General features: G+C 71.3%; 14 protein-coding genes. 9 read left to right on the top strand and 5 right to left on the bottom strand.

Annotated elements, in window-relative coordinates; translation table 11 throughout:
* Positions 1-16: 16 nt before the first annotated feature.
* The gene (locus tag O7601_RS25795) at positions 17-1,306 is read right to left on the bottom strand and encodes an ABC transporter substrate-binding protein (protein WP_281563669.1); all 1,290 of its coding nucleotides are present in this window, start codon (positions 1,304-1,306) and stop codon (positions 17-19) included.
* 298 nt (positions 1,307-1,604) lie between these two features.
* Between O7601_RS25795 and O7601_RS25800 the strand changes: the two genes are divergently transcribed.
* The 4 genes from O7601_RS25800 (at position 1,605) to O7601_RS25815 (ending at position 3,237) form a co-directional block, all read left to right on the top strand.
* Positions 1,605-2,192 (top strand): VOC family protein, encoded by a 588-nt coding sequence (locus O7601_RS25800; RefSeq protein ID WP_281563670.1) that lies wholly within the window; start codon positions 1,605-1,607, stop codon positions 2,190-2,192.
* A complete protein-coding gene (locus O7601_RS25805; protein WP_348650275.1) occupies positions 2,093-2,299 on the top strand; it encodes a VOC family protein in 207 nt (68 codons plus the stop codon). Before O7601_RS25800 ends, O7601_RS25805 begins: the two co-directional genes overlap by 100 nt.
* A 190-nt stretch (positions 2,300-2,489) precedes the next feature.
* Positions 2,490-2,921, top strand: a complete 432-nt coding sequence (locus O7601_RS25810) for a hypothetical protein (RefSeq protein ID WP_281567035.1) — start codon at positions 2,490-2,492, stop codon at positions 2,919-2,921.
* Between the two features lie 46 nt (positions 2,922-2,967).
* Complete coding sequence (locus O7601_RS25815) at positions 2,968-3,237, top strand: hypothetical protein (protein WP_281563672.1); 270 nt, start codon at positions 2,968-2,970, stop codon at positions 3,235-3,237.
* A 94-nt stretch (positions 3,238-3,331) separates the two neighbouring features.
* Here O7601_RS25815 and O7601_RS25820 read toward each other — a convergent pair whose 3' ends face one another.
* From O7601_RS25820 to O7601_RS25835, 4 genes are all read right to left on the bottom strand, one after another.
* Positions 3,332-4,006 carry an HAD family hydrolase gene (locus O7601_RS25820; RefSeq protein ID WP_281567036.1) on the bottom strand — a complete coding sequence of 225 codons (675 nt, stop codon included), beginning with the start codon at positions 4,004-4,006 and terminating at the stop codon, positions 3,332-3,334.
* A 161-nt stretch (positions 4,007-4,167) separates the two neighbouring features.
* Positions 4,168-5,103: an acetyltransferase gene (locus O7601_RS25825; RefSeq protein ID WP_281563673.1), complete on the bottom strand. Its 936-nt coding sequence runs from the start codon at positions 5,101-5,103 to the stop codon at positions 4,168-4,170.
* Positions 5,104-5,334: 231 nt separating this feature from the next.
* Positions 5,335-5,919 (bottom strand): TetR/AcrR family transcriptional regulator, encoded by a 585-nt coding sequence (locus tag O7601_RS25830; RefSeq protein WP_281563674.1) that lies wholly within the window; start codon positions 5,917-5,919, stop codon positions 5,335-5,337.
* Between the two features lie 75 nt (positions 5,920-5,994).
* Complete coding sequence (locus O7601_RS25835; RefSeq protein ID WP_281563675.1) at positions 5,995-8,691, bottom strand: glucosidase; 2,697 nt, start codon at positions 8,689-8,691, stop codon at positions 5,995-5,997.
* A 41-nt stretch (positions 8,692-8,732) separates the two neighbouring features.
* On the opposite strand from O7601_RS25835, the gene O7601_RS25840 reads away from it, so the two are divergent.
* The 5 genes from O7601_RS25840 to O7601_RS25860 all read left to right on the top strand — a co-directional run bounded on the left by O7601_RS25840 (position 8,733) and on the right by O7601_RS25860 (position 16,183).
* Positions 8,733-10,664, top strand: a complete 1,932-nt coding sequence (locus O7601_RS25840; RefSeq protein ID WP_281563676.1) for an amylo-alpha-1,6-glucosidase — start codon at positions 8,733-8,735, stop codon at positions 10,662-10,664.
* A gap of 140 nt (positions 10,665-10,804) precedes the next feature.
* Entirely contained in the window at positions 10,805-12,136 is a 1,332-nt protein-coding gene (locus O7601_RS25845) for a glycosyltransferase family 4 protein (RefSeq protein ID WP_281563677.1), read from the top strand.
* A 123-nt stretch (positions 12,137-12,259) separates the two neighbouring features.
* Positions 12,260-14,155 carry a serine/threonine-protein kinase gene (locus tag O7601_RS25850; protein ID WP_281563678.1) on the top strand — a complete coding sequence of 632 codons (1,896 nt, stop codon included), beginning with the start codon at positions 12,260-12,262 and terminating at the stop codon, positions 14,153-14,155.
* A gap of 304 nt (positions 14,156-14,459) precedes the next feature.
* Entirely contained in the window at positions 14,460-15,269 is an 810-nt protein-coding gene (locus O7601_RS25855) for a metal-dependent hydrolase (protein ID WP_281563679.1), read from the top strand.
* A 23-nt stretch (positions 15,270-15,292) separates the two neighbouring features.
* Entirely contained in the window at positions 15,293-16,183 is an 891-nt protein-coding gene (locus O7601_RS25860) for an amidohydrolase family protein (RefSeq protein WP_281567037.1), read from the top strand.
* Positions 16,184-16,259: the final 76 nt, after the last annotated feature.

The raw sequence follows: 16,259 nt of genomic DNA on the forward strand, positions 1-16,259 counted from the left end.
CGCTCGCGGTGCTCGCTCACGGCAGGACTCCCCTCGATTCCAGGGCGGCGGCGACCGCCTCGCGCAGCTCGTCGGCGGTGGCCTGCGGGTCGATCGCCGACGGCGGCGACAGGATCGCCGAGGTCACGGTGGAGATGCTCTGGTACGCGGGGGTCAGCGGTCGCACCGCCGAGTCCCGCAACTGTTCGAGGATGGTCTCCTTCATCGGGTACGCCTCGTCCATCTCCGGGTCGTCGTAGACGCTCTCGATGGTCGGCGGCACCCCGTCGTTGATCGCGGAGAACTTCTGGTTCTCCGCGTTGCGCAGGCACCTGGCCGCCTCGAAGGACTCCTGCGGGTGCTCCGAGTACCGGCTGACGGCCAGGTTGATGCCGCCGATGGTGACCCGCCCCGGCGTGCCCTCCTCGACCCCGGGCACCCGGGCCCAGGCGACCTGCTCCGCCAGCTCCGGGTTGGCTTCCTGCATGGCCGGATAGACGAACGGCCAGTTCACCTGGAACGCGCCGCTGCCGCTCTGGAACTCCAGCCGCACCGGATCCTCGGTGGCGTTGCTGAACGACGGCGAGGTCACCCCGGAGGTGGCGAAGTCGTGCAGCACCTCAAGCGCCCGCACCGCGCCGTCGTCCACCACGGCCTCGGTGCCGTCGTCGTTGAGGATGTTGCCGCCCGCGCTGGCCACCAGGGTGTTGTAGAGCACCACGAGTCCCTCGTACTGGGCACCCATGGTGAGCACCTGATGCGGCTGGCCCTGATCCCGCAGCCGCTGCGCCGTCGAGATCATCTCGTCCCAGGTGGTGGGCGGCTCGGGCACCAGATCCTTGCGGTACCACAGCAACTGGACGTTCGTGTTCTTCGGCGCGGCGTAGAGCTTGTCCTCGTACCGGGCGGTCTCCAACGGCCCTTCGAGGGTGCCTTCCTCCACCTCGGCGCGGTCCTGCCCGGTCCACTCCCGGATCCAGTCGGCGCTGGCGAACTCCTGGGTCCAGGTCACGTCGAGGCCGAGCACGTCCATGCCGTCGTCCTCGGCCGCGAGCCGGCGCACCATCTGCACCCGCTGCTCGTCGGCCTCCCGTGGCAGCACCCGGTTGATGATGCGGTACCGCCCGCCGGCCTCGGTGTTGCACCGGTCGACCACCTGCTGGAGGTTCTGCTCCGGCGGGTAGTACAGATTGATCGTCGGCATTCCGCCGTCGTCGCCGGAGGCACACGCCGCCGTCGGTGCCACAAGCGTCAGTGCCGCGGCCGTCGCCGCCATGCGTACGCGGGGCCGGCGTCGACCGCCGGCCGGATCACTCCGCTCGCTCATGACCCTCCCCTCGTTCTCGGCCAACAGCCGGGGAGGTCTCCGTGCCCCGGCGCACGGCGCGACGACAAGGGCACGTGACCTGCGATTTCGCACCCCTGCTTGTCGTGGCTGAACACTGCCCAAGCGGTGGAGCCGCGAAACCTGCCCAAGCCGAGACACGCTAAACACCAAAGCGTGTGGTCCACGTCACGTGCCGACGGCCGCACCGCGGGACCGACGGCGAGGGCAGGCAAGCGCTGCTGACCACGGCCAGCGGCCTTCGGCGGCGGATGTCGGTGCCGGCCGGCATGATCGGCGGATGATCGCACGCTTCAAGGACCTCTGTCTCGACGCCGCCGACGCGCACGCCCTCGGCGGGTTCTGGGCCCGAATCCTGGACGGGGAACTGGCCGAGGTCGGTGACGGCGACACCCGGGTCGACTCGCCAACGGGTGTCAGCGCCGAGTCGATCTGGGTCAACCGGGTGCCCGAACGACGTACCGTCAAGACTCGCGTACACCTGGACCTGCGGTTGGCCGAGGCAGGCCCGGCGGCGCTGCTGGAAGCCGGCGCGCGGCTGGTCCGCGAGCCGGACTCGGAGATCAGCTGGTGGGTGCTGGCCGACCCCGACGGCAACCTGTTCTGCGCGTTCGCCCCCGGTGACGACACCCGCCCGGGGCCGTTCGAATTGGTGGTGGACTCCGCCGACCCGACCGCCCAGGCCACCTGGTGGGCCGGCGTCGTCGGCGGCGAGGTCCAGGTCAGCGAGGAGGGGTACGCCTGGGTCGCTGGCGCGGCCGGCTTCCCCTGGAGTCCTGGGTCTTCGATCCCGTCCCGGAGCGCAAGACGGTCAAGAACCGGATGCACTGGGACGTCGACCTGGCCACCGCCGAACCGTCCGCGCTGATCAGGGCCGGGGCCACCCTGCTGCGGGAGCCGGACGACGCGGTGTCCTGGTGGGTGCTGGCCGACCCGGAGGGCAACGAATTCTGCGCCTTCCCGCCACGGGACTGACCGGCCGGTGCTTCCGGGCGACCGTCAGGTGGACTAGCGTTTAACAAGCTCCGCCGCCAGCGCGTACGCCGTCGCCGTCGATACGCCACCGGCCGACCCCGACCCGCCCGATCGGTTGGTTCTCGCGGGAACAGCCCCTCACCGGTTACCGGTTGGGCAGGATCGTCCCCAACGAGGAGGTGCCGCCGTGGTGCAGGACACCCGCGCTCTCACCCTGACGTTCGAGGTGAGCGGCCTGCCACCGGTCAAGACCGAAGCGCTGTCCATCTTCGCCGCCGGGCATCGGCAGGCGACGAGGGTACGCGCCCTGTTGCAGGCCGCCTGCGCGGCCGCGCAGGAGACCGGCTGGACGCCACTGTCCGGCCCGATCGAGATCGACCTGACCCTGCGCTGCCCGCCCGGGCACCGCACCTCCGACGCCAGCACGCTGCTGGGCGGGGTGTGTGCGGTGCTCCAGGACAAGAAGCGGGTTTCCAGCATCGGGCTGGCCCACCTCGGCGTGCTTGTCGACGTCGCACTCTACGACGACGACAAGCAGATCCGCCGGCTGTCCTACCTGGAGCAGCCAGCCGAGGAATTCTCGTACCAGGTACGCGTCGCCGCCGTACCGGACGGGGTTTGACCGACGGCAGCGGTGGGGTACCGCAGCCGCCGACGAAGGGAGCGCCATGTCGGAGCCACACGTCACGCTGGATCCACACGACCCGGTGCAGGAGAAGCTGCGCGGGCCGCTGGAGGAGCAGCTGACCTCTGCCCTGCAGGTGGCCGCCGACCGGGTGCGCGACGGCTACGCCGGTGAGCCGGTGGAGCAGGTCTGCCAGCGGCTGCTCGACGAGACCCGGGCCGGCCTGCACCCGGACATCGCGGCCGGTTTCGAGCCCGACATGGACGAGTTGTGCCGGGTGGCGGTCGCCATCGTCCGCGGCGAGATCACCTGACGGACACCGCACCGCTCGACCAAGCCGACCTGGCCGGGTCAGAACCCGCCCCACCCGCTCCGGTTCTGACCCGGCCAGGCATGGTCGGCGATGTTCAGAAGTGGCGCAGCAGGTCCGGGAAGGCATCCAGGTGCAGCACACCGGCGTCCACCGGATCCAGCTCGTCATGCTCCAGCACCCAGGTGTTCGCGTTCGGGATGAACACCGCGTTCCAGCCGGCGGCCCGTGCGGGCAGGATGTCCGAGCGTGGCGAGTTGCCGATCATCCAGGCGCGGCCCGGATCCAGGGCGTGCCGTCCGGCCAGCCACCGGTACGTCTCGACGTTCTTCTCCGCGACGATGTGCGCGGCGGTGAAGTGGTGCAGCAACCCGCAGGCGTCCAGCTTGCGCTGCTGCTCCTCGCGCTCACCCTTGGTCAGCAGCAGCAGCTCGTGCCGGCCGGCCAGCTCGTCCAGGGCGTCGGCCACCCCCGGCATCAGCTCGACCTGATGCGTCACCAGGGCCACCGCCAGATCGTCGATCTCCCGACGCTCCGCCTCGGTCGCCGGTCGCCGGCGCAGTCGTTCCAGGCACTCCCGCAGGCTGCGCAGGAAGACCTTGCTGCCGTACCCGTGGGTGACAGCATTGGCCCGCTCGATGTCGTCGAGCACGGCCCGCAGCTGCGCCCGGTCCAGCGTGGGATGGTCCAACCACTCCAGGAAGTCGTCGATCACCCGCTCGAACACGACGTTGTTCTCCCAGAGGGTGTCGTCGGCGTCGAAGACCAGCACCCGACCCGGCTCGATGGCTCCCTCACGCGTCACCTCGCGGACTCTAGGCGAACCGGCGCACGCCCGACGACCCGATAACCGGAGACCCGTCCCTGATCGTCTGCATTCCGGTGACTGTCGGGTTGGCGCGTCGGGTCACTGGAATGCAGACGATCATCGGCTCAGGCCGGCGTGAAGACCACCCGGGAGCGGATCCGCCGGAAACCGGTCCGCTCCAGCTCCGCCACCACCGCAACCCGGTGCGCGTCCACGTCGGCTACCACCTCGTACGCCCCGCCGCCGGCCAGCGCCGCGACCGAGTCGGCCAACAGCTCGCCGAAGACGGCGCCGCCCCGGACTGTGTCGCTTCGGACCGTGTCGTCCAGCAGGCCGAGGTAGGCGATCATCGGGAAGCAGGCGTCGGCCGTCGGTCCCGCCAGGCCGACCGGTTCGTCGCCGCGCAGCGCGACGCGCCAGTGTCCGGGCGGCGTACCGGTCAACCAGGCCAGTGGATTACGGGCCAGGTCCACCCCGGCCACCGCCCGGGCGGTCTCGGCACCGGTCAGCACGACCGGCTCGGCGATCCGGCCCACCAAGGCGTTGATCTCCGCAGCGTCGGCGGCGGGGCGGAAGGAGAACCGGCCCGACGGAGCCGGCAACGGCGCACCCGCCCAACTGAACCTGATCCGCTCTCTGCGCTCGACCAGTCCCGCGAGCCGGGCCGCCGCCATCGTCGCCTCGGCGACGGACCGCACCTCGGGTTGTCGACGCCAGTACGCCGGCAGCGCGGCGTGGTACACCTTCGGGCCGCCGAACGCGGCGTGCGCGCTACGCAGCAACGCAGCACCCACGGCGCTTGCGGTTTCGGTGGCGGGTGCGAGGTCCAGGTCGAACCGTTCCAGCCATGGTTCACCGACGGAACCGGGTAGCAGCAGCCACGCGGCGCGACCCACCACCCGGTCGCCGCGCAACGCCACGAATGTGCGCTCCGGCCGGTAGCCGCCACCGGCGATCCCGTCGGCGTAGCTGATCTGTCGCAGTTGCGGCAGCGGGTCGGGCATCGAGTCGAACAGTTTCTCCTCGCCCGCGACGAGCGGGCGGATGACCAGATCGGTCATGGCAGATCCTCCGGGACAGCAACGCCCCGGGTCAGATCCGCGTGGACGCCGTGTCGCGGACGGGGCGCAGAACATCGGACATTGTTCTGACCTCCTCTCCACTCGATCGGCGTGCCAGCCAACCTACGCCCCCACCCCACCCCCCGCAACCACCCACCCACGCCCCACGCACCGATCCCGCTGATCAAGAAGTTTTCGTCGTCCACGCCGCGCGAAACGCAAACTTCTTGATCACCGAGACGAGGGGCGGGGCGTGAAGAGGTTCTGGCTGAGGAGGTGTTCGCGGTGGTCCTGGGTCTCGGGGCGTAGTCGGCCGCCCCGGGTGAGCATCACCATGCCATGCAGCAGACTCCAGCCCAGCTCGGCGAGGATGTCGGCGTCGCGGCCGGCGGCCAACAGCGTGAGCGCGGTGCGCAGTTCACCGAAGGTGGCCGCGACCGTCTCGGGAACCTGCTCCGCACCGAGGGTCAGCTCCGGCGTGTGGGCGAACATCGCGTCGTAGACCTCGGGATTGGCGTACGCGAAGTCCAGGTAGGCCGCCATCACCGCCGGCCAGACCTCCGCCGGGCGATCGACAGACATACGTGCCCCGGCCAGTGCGGCGGCCAGGTCGGCGAAGCCCCGCACCGCGACGGCGGCCACCACCGCGTCCCGATCGGCGAAGCGCTGGTAGAGGGCACCGAGGTCGACGTCGGCGCGTTCGGCGAGCCGGCGGGTGGTCATCGCGGCCAGGCCCTCGGCCTCGGCCAGCTGCCAGGCGGTGGTGACGATAGCGTCGCCGTCCCGCCCGGTGCCTGGTTCGTCTGCTCCGGACACGCCGCCGATGCTAGCCCGCGTAACGCAGGGTCACCCGGTCACGACGGATTGGCGACTGAACGCAGGTCTGCCCCGTCAGCGGCGCAGGGTGAGGATGAGATCGGCGACCAGGGCGGTCCAGCCCGTCTGGTGCCAGGCCCCCAGGCCGGCACCATTGTCACCGTGGAAGTACTCCGGGAACGCGATCAGGTCACGCCAGTCCGGGTGGGTCTGGAACAACTGCGCCGCGCCGTAGATCGGCCGGCGGCCCCACCCGTCGCGGGTGAACAGCGCGATCAGCCGGGCCGACAGGTCGTCGGCGATCTCGTCGAGGGTCTTCTTCACCCCGGAACGGGTCGGATACTCCACCTGAAGGTCGTCGCCGAAGAACGCGGCGTAGTCCCGCAACGCGCTGATCAGCAGGAAGTTGGTCGGCATCCAGATCGGGCCGCGCCAGTTGGAGTTGCCGCCGAACAGGCCGCTCGTCGACTCGGCGGGCTCGTAGCCGACGCAGAACTCCTGCCCGCCCAGGGTCACCGCGAACGGCTTGTCCAGGTGGGCGCGGGAGAGCGTACGCAGCCCGTACTCGGAGAGGAACTCGTCGGTGTCCAGCATCCGGGCGAGCAGCCGCACCACCTGCTCCGGGCCGCACATGGACAGCAGTCGTTGCTGCCGCCCGTCCGGGCCGAGCCGCCGCGCGCCGACCACCGAGGCGTACTCGGGCCGGTTGGTCAGGAACCAGCGCAGCCGGGCACCCAGTTCGGGCAGCCGGTGCAGGGTCCGCGCGGTCAGTCGGGTCACCGCGGCCAGCGGCAACAGGCCCACCACCGAACGCACCTTCAACGGCACCTTCGTGCCGTCGGCCAGCCGCAGCACGTCGTAGAAGAACGCGTCCTCGTCGTCCCACAGCCCCTGGTCGTACGCGGCCGCCGCGATGTAGGCGAAGTGTTCGAAGAACTTCGTCGCGGTGTCCACCCAGGTGCGGTCGTGCTCGGCCAGCACGATGGCGATGTCCAGCAGGTTGAGCGCGTACATCGCCATCCAGCCGGTGCCGTCGGACTGCTCCAGCACCCCGGCCACCGGCAGCGCGGCCGAGCGGTCGAACGGGCCGACGTTGTCCAGCCCGAGGAACCCGCCCTCGAAGACGTTGTTGCCGCCGGTGTCCTTGCGGTTGACCCACCAGGTGAAGTTCATCAGCAGCTTGTGCATCATCCGGGCCAGGAAGTCGTGGTCCCGGCTGCCGTCGATCTCGAACACCTTCAACGCCGCCCAGGCGTGCACCGGCGGGTTGACGTCGCCGAAGGCCCACTCGTACGCCGGGATCTGCCCGTTGGGGTGCAGGTACCACTCACGCAGCAGGAGCAGTAGTTGCTCCTTGGCGAAGCCGGGATCGACCCGGGCGATGCTCACGCAGTGGAAGGCCAGGTCCCAGGCGGCGTACCACGGGTACTCCCACGGATCCGGCATGGAGATCACGTCGAAGCTGGTCATGTGCCACCAGTGGTTGTTGCGCCCGTACCGGCGACCGGCCGGCGGGTTCGAGCCGGGGTCGCCCTCCAACCACCGTTTGACGTCGAAGTGGTAGAACTGCTTGCCCCACATCAGCCCGGCGATGGCCTGCCGCGCGATCAGCGCCTCGTCGGCGCTGGCCTTGGCCGGGATGACCGCGTCGAAGAACCGGTTGGCCTCGGCGCGACGGGCCCACACCACCGCGTCGAAGCCGTCGCCCAGGTCGGCCGGCGGTGGCTCGCCGCCGCCGGGCGGCGGGGCCGTGCGGGTCAGCCGTAGCCGGATCCGCCGTTGCTCGCCAGGCGGCACGTCCAGCACGTAGTGCAGCGCCCCCTTGGTGCCCGCCAACTGCGGGTTGACCGTCGCCGCACCGTCGACCACATGGTCGTTGATGCCGTCCTTCGGGTACGGGGTACGACTCGCCAGCCCCCACAGTCGTTCGGCGTTGGTGTCGTTGTCGCAGAGCAACGGCGTCGGGTCGCCGTCGCCTTCGAGCACGATCTGGCCGAGCACCCAGTGCTCGCCGACGAGTCGCCGCCCGGACCCGACGATCCGGGGCACCCGGTCACCGCCGGGCAGTCCCCACGCCCAGGTGTTGCGGAACCACAGGTGCGGCAGCACGTGCAGCCGGTCGGCTTCCTCGCCCCGGTTGGCCACGGTCACCACGATGCACATGTCGGTCGGGCCGGCCTTGGCGTAGTCGACGGTCACCGCCCAGTACCTGTCGTCGTCGAAGATGCCGGTGTCGACCAGCTCGTACTCGGTGTCGTCCCGGCCCCGCAGGCCGTTGACCGCGACCAGTTCGTCGTACGGGAAGGCGGCCTGCGGATAGTGGTAGCGCCACCGCATCCAGGAGTGGGTGGGGGTGGAGTCCTCGTACCACCAGTACTCCTTGGCGTCCTCGCCATGGTTGCCGCCGTCGCCGCCGAGGCCGAACATCCGCTCCTTGATGATCGGATCGCGTCCGTTCCACAGCGCGAGAGCGAAACAGAACGTCTGCCGGTCGTCGCACACGCCCGCCATGCCGTCCTCGGACCACCGGTAGGCTCGGGACCGCGCATGGTCGTGGGGAAAATAGTCCCAGGCGGTGCCGTGCTCGCTGTAGTCCTCCCGTACCGTCCCCCACGCCCTCTCCGACAGATAAGGACCCCATGCGCGCCAGTCCTGCTCCCCGGCATCGGCCTGGGCGAGCCGGATCCGCTCGACGTCGGGGGCGGAGGGCGAACCGTCAGTGATCACCTGAACATCTTCGACGCCGCCGGGGTACTTCACCACAGCGGCCATTGTCGTCGTGTCGTGTTACACCTCGCCGCCGTGGAGGAAAGTTGATCGAGATTAGCTACGGTTCGCAGGTCTGCGGCGAGCTGACCAGCGCCGCTGGCCGCGAGTGGCTGGTCCCCGACGGCCTCGGCGGGTACGCCATGGGCACGGTCGCTGGCTTGCGTACCCGTCGCTACCAGGGGCTGCTGGTGATTCCGGGTGAAACTCCGGCTTCCCGGAAGGTGGGACTGGTAAGCCTCGATCCGGCGGTGCTGCTGCCCTCCGGCGCCCGGGTACGCCTCGGCGCCCACGAGTGGGTCTCCGGCGACGTCGACCCGCGCGGCTTCGAGCTGCTGGAGCGCTTCGACCTGACCGACGGGCTGCCGCGCTGGCGGTGGCGCGTCGGCGACGTGGTGATCGAGCGGGAACTGGCCATGCTGCCCGGTCGGTCCTGCGTGGCGGTGGTACACCGGCTGGTCAGCGGTGGTCCGGTCCAGCTGGAGCTGGCCGCCGCCTGCACCTGGCGGGACGCGCACGGTGAGCGACGCGGCGACGGACCGCCGCTGCGGATGGACCCGGTCGACGGCGGCGCGGTGATCGAGGGGGCGTACCGGCTGTCCGGGCCCGGTTGGGAGCCGCAGGGCCACTGGTGGCGAGGTGTATACCACCGCGAGGAGGCGGCGCGGGGCCTGCACCCGGAGGAAGACCTGTGGTACGCGGGCCAGTTCCGCGACACCCTGCACCGGCCCGGCGACACGCTCTCGGTGCTGGCCTGGGCAACGGACCTGGAGCAGGAACCGCCCCCGGGGCCGCAGGTGGTGGCGGCGGCGCGGCACCGCAACCGGCAGGTCGTCGCGGCGGCCCGGCCAGCCGACGCGGTCGAGGCGACCCTGGTGCTCGCCGCCGACGCATTCGTCGTGCGGACCGCCACCGGGCCGGACGTGGTGGCCGGCTATCCGTGGTTCGGCGCCTGGTCGCGGGACACGATGATCTCCTACGAGGGGCTCTTCCTGCGTACCGGACGGGCCGACCTGGGTCGTGAGCTGCTGCGCTCGTACGCGGCGACGCTGTCGGAGGGCATGCTGGCCAACACCGCCGACACCGGGCGGGTCGAGTACAACACGGTCGACGGCACGTTGTGGTTTCTGCACGCGGTCAGTCGGCACGTCACCGTCACCGGCGACACCGACCTCGGCGACGACCTGCTGCCGGCGCTGCGGGCGGTGGTCGACGCGCACGTGGCCGGCACCCGGTACGGCATCGGCGTCGACCCTACCGACGGGCTGCTCAGCTGCGGTGCCCCCGGCGCCGCTCTGACCTGGATGGACGCCCGGGTCTACGGGGTGCCGGTCACCCCGCGACACGGCAAGCCGGTCGAGGTCAACGCCCTGTGGGTCAACGGGGTTGCCGGGGTCGCCGAGCTGGCCGAGCTGGCCGGGCAGGACGCCGACGGGCTGCACCGGCTGCACGAGCGGGCCGTCAAGACGTTTCAGGAACGGTTCCCCACCCCGGCCGGCTGGTTGCACGACGTGGTCGATGCGCCCGCGCCGGCGTACCCGCTCGGTGGCGCGGCCCACCACGACGACGACCTGCTACGCCCCAACCAGCTGCTGGCCTGGTCGTTGCCGTTCGCGCCGATGGCGCCGCAGGCCGAGGCGCTGGGTCATCTCGGCGCGGGACTGCTCACCCCGCTTGGCCCGCGCAGCCTGTCCCCAGACTGTCCCGGCTACCTGGGCCGGCACCGGGGCGGGCCGGCCGAGCGGGACACCGCGTACCACCAGGGCACGGTCTGGCCGTGGCTGATCGGCCCGTACGCCGACGCCGTCCGGCGGGCCGGTCTGCCGGTCGACGACCTGTTCACCGGCCTGGAGGCACATCTCAGCGAGTACGGCCTCGGCTCGGTCAGCGAGACCGCCGACGGTACGGCCCCGCACACCGCCACCGGGTGTCCCTTCCAAGCATGGTCGGTCGCGGAGCTGCTGCGCGTCCGCCGGTAGCGCTTTACACCCCCGCAACGGTTACGTCTCCGCTGGTTATCCAGCTACGACCAGGATTGGTCCCGATCCGGCCGCAACGCGAACGCCACCCGTCAGGGGGCTTCCCAGGGGTGCGCGGAGACAACTCAAAGGGGGCGCGTATGTCACCGAACGCCGACGTGATCGACATCAACCCCGCACGCTCGCAGCGGGTGCTGATGCTGTCGTGGGAGTACCCACCCGTTCTCGTCGGCGGTCTCGGCCGACATGTGCACGCCCTGTCGGTGGCGCTGGCCGCCGCCGGTCACCAGGTCACCGTCGTCACCCGCCACACCGACGGCGCACCCCTGGAGGAATACGTCGACGGCGTCCGCGTCGTCCGCGCCGCCGAGGACCCGGTCACCTTCCCCCTGGCCACCAACTCCCTGCTGGCCTGGACCATGGCCTTCAACCACACCCTCACCCGCGCCGCCCTACGCGCCGCCGCCACCGACACCTACGACGTCATCCACGCCCACGACTGGCTCGTCGCCCACACCGCCATCACCCTGCGCGACCACCTCGACCTCCCCCTCATCACCACCATCCACGCCACCGAAGCCGGCCGACACCAAGGCTGGCTACCCGAAGACATGAACCGCACCATCCACGGCGTCGAACACTGGCTCAGCAACGCCTCGAACCGGGTCATCGCCTGCTCCGGCTACATGCGTGAGCAGGTCACCACCCTGTTCGGCACCGCCGGACAGCGTGTCGACGTGGTGCCCAACGGCGTCGATGACCGGGCCTGGCGGGCCCGCCCCCGCGCGGTCGCCTCGGCCCGCGCCCGCTTCGCCGGGGACGGCCCGCTGGTCGGGTACGCCGGCCGGCTGGTCTACGAGAAGGGCGTGCAACACCTGGTCGACGCGGTGCCGAAGCTCCGCGCGCGGCACCCCGGGCTGCGGGTGCTGATCGCCGGGGACGGCCCCTACCGGGGCGAGTTGGAGGACCGGACCCGTCAGCTCGGGCTCGGCGGCACCGTCCGCTTCACCGGATTCCTCGACAACACCCAGTTGCCGGCGGTGCTCGGCGCCACCGACGCGACAGTGGTGCCCAGCCTCTACGAACCCTTCGGCATGGTGGCGCTGGAGGCCGCCGCAGCCGGGGCGCCGCTGGCCGTGGCCCGTACCGGTGGGCTCGCCGAGATCGTCGAACCGGGCGTCACCGGCGTCACCTTTCCGCACAGCGACCCGTCGGCGCTGGCCGGTGCCGTGGGGCAGCTCCTCGGCGACGAGGTCTTCGCCCGGCGGGTCGCTCGGCAGGCACGCAGCATGGTCGGCCGACGGTACGGCTGGGCCACCATCGCCGCCCGCACCGCCGACACGTACGCCGCGGCCCGCCGCGACCATGTCGCGCCGCAGCCCCGGCGCGTCACCGCCGAGTTGCCCGCGCGCCGGCAGACGATCGCCATCCCGGACGGCAACCTCCTCGCGGTGGGCGGAGCCGCCTCCTGAGTGGACCTGCCGGATAGGTGAATCCCGATCCGCTGGCTAGGGTCTGTGTCGAGGTGCCCGGTTCGACCGGGGACTTCGACACAGACCCTCGGGGTGTACGCCGGACCGCGGCGGATGGGAGAGATGTTGCGAGCGGTGATCGCCGGCCGGTACCGGCTGCTCGATCTGGTCGGACGCGGCGGGATGGGGACGGTCTGGCGGGCCGAGGACGAGTTGCTGCACCGCGAGGTGGCGATCAAGCAGGTGGTGCTGCCGGACTGGCTCGGTGGTGACGAGCTCGACCAGTCGCGGGCTCGCACGCTGCGCGAGGCGCGTACCGCGGCGCGGCTCAACCATCCCAACGTGGTCCGGGTCTACGACGTGGTCTCCGAGGCCGACGTGCCATGGATCGTGATGGAGTACGTGCCGTCGCGCACCCTCCAGGACCTCCTCGACGCCGACGGGCCGCTGTCGCCGCAGCGGGCCGCTCGGATCGGTCTGTCGCTGCTGGACGCGTTGCGGGCGGCGCACGAGGCCGGGGTGCTGCACCGCGACGTCAAGCCGGCGAACGTCCTCGTCGCCGACGACGGTCGGGTGCTGCTCACCGACTTCGGGTTGGCGGTGTTCGACGGTGGCGATCAGACGATGACCGGGACCGGCACCATCCTGGGCTCACCGCAGTACGTCGCGCCGGAACGGGCCGCCGAAGGGGTGTCCAGCGAACGCGCCGACCTGTGGTCGCTCGGCGCCACGCTGCACGCCGCCGTCGAGGGCCGCGCCCCGTACGCCCGCAGCAACGCCATGGCGACGCTGAGCGCGCTGGCCGCCGCACCGCCGGACCCGGCGCCGCACGCCGGTCCGCTGTCGGCGGTGCTGGCCGGACTGCTGCGCCGCGACCCCGCGCACCGCACCGATCACGCCGAGACGCGCCGCCGGCTGCTGGCCGCAGCCGGGCCCGAGCCGACCGACGAGCCCGACCGGTCGGGTAGGGACACCGCTCCTCTGCCCACTGTCGGCTCGTCTCCCGCCGACACCGCCGCGTCCCTCGGTGCCGCAGCCGTCCCGCCGATGACCTCCGCCCCGCCCCGCCCCGAACCCACCCGGTACCCGACAGTCGACGAGGCGATCCGGCCATCGATCGGACCCGACCCGGACCAGACCAGCAGGCAGGATGCAGATCAGACCAGCGGGCACGACCGGACCAGGGCCGGCGGGGACGGCCCTGGCCGGGCCGGCGGGTCGTCGCCGCCCACCCCGCCCGCCGGCGGCTCGAAGGCGACACCGGAGGCCGGGCAGCGGGGAGCGGTGGCCCGGCCCTGGGCACTGGCAGCGGTCGCGGTGCTGGTCGCCATGGCGGCTGGGATCGGCACCGCGCTCACGGTGGTCGGCACCGGCACGGACCAACCCGGTCCGGTGACGCAGAGCTCACAGTCGTACGACGTGGGCGCGCCGGGGCCCGGCGGCCCGTTCCCGCGCGACGGGCGACGCCCGCCGGGACCGCCGCCGGGTGGCGTCGTCCCTCCCCCGCTGCCCTGCGTACGGCCGTGGGTGGACGGCGCCTTGCTACGCTCCGCCCCACCGCGGCCCGGCGACGGATTCCGGCCGCCCACCGGGTGGGTGTGGCATGCCGACGCCGACGGCTTCCGGGTGGCGTTGCCGGCCGACTGGCGGCACTCGCGCGAGGACGACGTGGCCTGCTTCCAGGATCCGGCCACCGGTCGCGCGTTGACCGTGGCGGACAGCGCGGACGCCACCACCGAGCCGACGGACCGACTGCGGGCGGTGCGGGATCGAGAGCTGGCCGGCGGCACCCTGCCGGGCTACCAGGAGTTTCGGCTCGGTCGGGTCGGCGACGCGATCGAGTGGGAGTTCAGTTGGCTGACACCGCACGGTGACCGGCTGCGCGCCACGCAGATCGTGCCGGACGGTCCGGCACGGGGCCGCTCCTGGACATTGGGCTGGATCACGCACGAACAGGACTGGACGGCTGCGGCGAGCCAACTGGACACCGTCCGGCTCGGCTTCCGGCCCGGCCGCTAGCTAGAGCACGGCAGGCCGTACGGGGCGTCCCGGGGACCGGTCAGCCGGCCCTCGACGCTTGAGGCGGCCCGCTTGGCGTGCAGCGCGCCACGCGCGCGCCTCGGGCGGCTCCGCCGTCCCATGGCCGACAGATCGGGCCGGTCGACCATCACGCGCTGCCATACTCCCTGGTGGTCGGCCCGGTTCGCCGACCGACTCCGGACACTGTCCGAAGTGGACGTGGCGGATGGTCCCCCTGCGGCGTCACCGCGAACTACAGTGGCGTAGTTTTGGCGCTCAAGATCCCTGGGGAGGGCGAGCCGAGATGATGGGACCGTCGCACGCGCTGTCTGGCGCGGCGGTATGGCTGAGCGGGTCCTGGGCGCTACAGCACTTCTACGACTACGAGCAGTCGCCGTTGGCGTTGGCCGTCGGCACCGCCGTCTGCGCCGGTGGGGCACTGCTGCCTGATCTCGATCTGTCCGGCAAGGTCACCCGCAATCAGGGTGGCGCGACCGTGGCCCGCACGTTCGGCGTCTTCTCGCTGTTCGTCGCCGAGGTGGTGGAGAAGATCTCGCTGGGCGTCTACTACGCCACCAAGCTCAGCCGCGATCCCAAACGCAGCAATGGTCACCGGACGCTGACCCACACCATCCCGTTCACGGTGCTGGTGGGTTGGGGCACCACGACGCTGTGCGCGCGGTACGGCAAGTGGGCGGTCATCGGCATCCTGTTCTTCATGATCGGCCTCGCCCTGCGCGGCCTGTTCGACGAGTGGGCCGAGCGCGCGGGCTGGGTCATCGTCACCCTGGTCTCGGCCGGCGCGGCCACGTTCACCGCGGCGAACCTGCCCGGCGACCGGGGCTATCCGATGATCGGGCTGGCCGTCGGCGTGGGCAGTTTCGTGCATATCATCGGAGACATGATCACCAGAGCCGGCGTACCGATCCTCTGGCCGATTCCGATCAAACGCCGGATGTGGACACCGATCAGCCTGCCCGACAAGATCGCGCTGCGGGCCGGCGGCAAGACCGAGATCGTCGTGGTCCGCACCGCACTGACCATCGTGTCGGTGCTGGCCACGGTCGGGCTGGTCGCTCCCTCGGTGCTACAGAAGTTCAACCTCGACCTGTGAGTGTGGAGGCCGTCGACCCGGCGATCGTGGCCGCCGACGAGGCGGTGCCACGGTTCTGGCAGCAGCTCGGCCTGCCCGGTCTGGTCGACGTGCACGTGCACTTCCTGCCGCCGAGGCTACGCCGCCGGGTGTGGGAGTACTTCGACTCAGCTGGCCCGCTGGTGGGGCTGGAGTGGCCGATCCGGTACCGGTGGAGCGACGCCGAACGCGTCGCCCACCTCCGCCGGCTGGGGGTACGGACGTTCAGCGCGCTCGCGTACGCCCACCGGCCCGGCATGGCCGAGCAGCTCAACCAGTGGACGCTGGACTTCGCCCGAGACACCCCCGGATGCCTACCGTCCGCCACCTTCTTCCCCGAGCCGACCGCGCCCCGCTATGTCGCCGAGGCGATCGACGCCGGCGTCCGGGTGTTCAAGGTGCACTTCCAGGTCGGTGGCTTCGCACCCACGGACCCGGCGTTGGCGCAGGTGTGGGACCTGCTCAGTGAGGCCGGCGTGCCGGTGGTCGTGCATGCCGGGCACGCGCCGGTGGGCACCGAGCACACCGGGCCGGAGCCGTTCGCCGCGCTGCTCGCCCGACATCCGCGGCTGGCCGCGATCGTCGCCCACCTGGGCGCTCCCGACTATCCCGCCTTCCTGGATCTCGCCGAGCGGCACCAGCGGGTACGGCTGGACACCACGATGGCTTTCACCCCGTTCCTCGACCAGCTCGTGCCCTTCCCGGCCGAGGAGTTGCCGCGCCTGCGCGAGCTGGGACTGGCCGGGAAGGTGCTGCTGGGCAGTGACTTCCCCAACATTCCCTACCCCTATGCCGACCAGTTGACCGGCCTGGCCGGGCTCGACCTGGGCGACGACTGGCTGCGGATGGTCTGCTGGCAGGCCGCCACGGACCTGTTCGACCTGCCCGCACGCTGATCGAGCGGGGTCCGACCTCAGTTCGTCACTGCCTATTGACGTGGTCGTAACACCTGACCTACCTTCTGTCGAACCG

Origin of the sequence: Verrucosispora sp. WMMD573, from assembly GCF_027497175.1 — a bacterium.
In the GTDB taxonomy this organism is placed as follows: Bacteria; Actinomycetota; Actinomycetes; order Mycobacteriales; family Micromonosporaceae; genus Micromonospora.

Bases quoted from the DNA above. Each gene is read 5' to 3' on its own strand.
- O7601_RS25795 (WP_281563669.1), bottom strand. From the start codon at position 1,306: ATGAGCGAGCGGAGTGATCCGGCCGGCGGTCGACGCCGGCCCCGCGTA.
- O7601_RS25800 (WP_281563670.1), top strand. From the start codon at position 1,605: ATGATCGCACGCTTCAAGGACCTCTGTCTCGACGCCGCCGACGCGCAC.
- O7601_RS25815 (WP_281563672.1), top strand. From the start codon at position 2,968: ATGTCGGAGCCACACGTCACGCTGGATCCACACGACCCGGTGCAGGAG.
- O7601_RS25825 (WP_281563673.1), bottom strand. From the start codon at position 5,103: ATGACCGATCTGGTCATCCGCCCGCTCGTCGCGGGCGAGGAGAAACTG.
- O7601_RS25835 (WP_281563675.1), bottom strand. From the start codon at position 8,691: ATGGCCGCTGTGGTGAAGTACCCCGGCGGCGTCGAAGATGTTCAGGTG.
- O7601_RS25845 (WP_281563677.1), top strand. From the start codon at position 10,805: ATGTCACCGAACGCCGACGTGATCGACATCAACCCCGCACGCTCGCAG.
- O7601_RS25850 (WP_281563678.1), top strand. From the start codon at position 12,260: ATGTTGCGAGCGGTGATCGCCGGCCGGTACCGGCTGCTCGATCTGGTC.
- O7601_RS25855 (WP_281563679.1), top strand. From the start codon at position 14,460: ATGATGGGACCGTCGCACGCGCTGTCTGGCGCGGCGGTATGGCTGAGC.